General features: G+C 39.9%; 3 protein-coding genes. 2 read left to right on the forward strand and 1 reads right to left on the reverse strand.

The genetic code is table 11. From position 1 onward, the window contains the following. Positions 1 to 190 (reverse strand): CrcB family protein (locus R7190_RS25605; protein ID WP_318137645.1); only part of this gene is annotated, 190 nt, incomplete at its 3' end. 349 nt (positions 191 to 539) lie between these two features. Here R7190_RS25605 and R7190_RS31410 point away from each other — a divergent pair. Further along, a complete protein-coding gene (locus R7190_RS31410) occupies positions 540 to 665 on the forward strand; it encodes a hypothetical protein (protein ID WP_411978083.1) in 126 nt (41 codons plus the stop codon). A gap of 297 nt (positions 666 to 962) precedes the next feature. Beyond that, positions 963 to 1,160 carry a hypothetical protein gene (locus R7190_RS31415; RefSeq protein ID WP_411978082.1) on the forward strand — a complete coding sequence of 66 codons (198 nt, stop codon included), beginning with the start codon at positions 963 to 965 and terminating at the stop codon, positions 1,158 to 1,160. The last annotated feature ends 81 nt before the right edge of the window (positions 1,161 to 1,241 follow it).

The raw sequence follows: 1,241 nt of genomic DNA on the forward strand, positions 1-1,241 counted from the left end.
CTAATATTTCACTTTCAAATGCCGCAATGAGCAACCCCATGATGAAAGAGCCTACAACGTTAACAGTCAGCGTACCGTAAGGGAAACCTCGTCCGAAAAGTAAGACACAAAACTCAGACACTAAATATCGAGAACACGCACCGATTGCTCCACCGAGTGCAATAAAGCCTAAAATAGAAAACTGCCCCATAATTCCCCCAATAAGTTCTGATGATATTGTAATCAAAATCGCTTGGCTATCGGTAACACAATCTTAGAATTCGACAATATAATCGCTTTAAAACCACTGAAATATTTAAAAGTTACAGGAGTCACTTTTACATACGTTCCAAGCAATTTTTCATAGGAAGAACCCTTACGGGAATTTGCCGTTTAGATAAACATATCTCGTTTAAGTACTACTTGAAGAAAATGCTGATTCGTTATGATAGCCTCAATAGCATCAACTTTAAAAAGCTCGCAAGTCAGCAAAAATCTATTCAGATGAAAATGAAATACTGGCCCTTGCTCAATTCAAAGATGGGCACTCACGCACACAAATCGCCAAGTTTCTCAAGGTAAGCCGAACCAGCGTCAATAAGTTGGTCCAAAGCTTTCTTGAAGAACGGCAAGAAAAGCCAAGCACAGGAGGATTTGAAAAAATTCAAAATCGAAACGATCCTTAAAATCCCAGAAAATATAGCTTTAGAGTAAAACCAGATTTGGACAACAAAACACGACAACACGCTTATGGGCTAAAAAAGGAACTCGCCCAAGAGCCGTGAAGCAATAACAATTTGAGTATGCTTATCTGTTTCGGTTCAGTCTGTCCCAAAAAAGGAATTGGTGAGGCTATCATTGTCCCTGGGTTAATAAAGACATCATGATAGAGCACTTAAAACAAATATTGGCAGTCACGGAGGAGGGACGCCACGCTGTCGTTGTAATGGATGGTGCAGGATGGCATACAGAAGAAATTGCCAATGACTTTAAAATGTCAGTGTCATCAAACTTTCACCCTATTCTCCAGAGCTAAACCTTATCGAACAAGTATGGCGTTGGTTGGGGCAACCAATCTTTTACGTATTGCGACGACATCATCTCCAAAGTCTGCGATGCATGAAATCGGTTTTTGGATTGCTCCAAAAGAGTCACCAAAATGCATTCGTAAAAATGGATAGACCTAACCAGTTAATTTTCAAGGTTAGTATGACTTCTCTTGGAAGGGAAAATGAGGGAGAGTAAAACGATGAAAGAGTGGA

The organism is Vibrio sp. 1078-1 (genome assembly GCF_033340475.1).

Bases quoted from the DNA above. Each gene is read 5' to 3' on its own strand.
- R7190_RS31415 (WP_411978082.1), top strand. From the start codon at position 963: ATGACTTTAAAATGTCAGTGTCATCAAACTTTCACCCTATTCTCCAGA.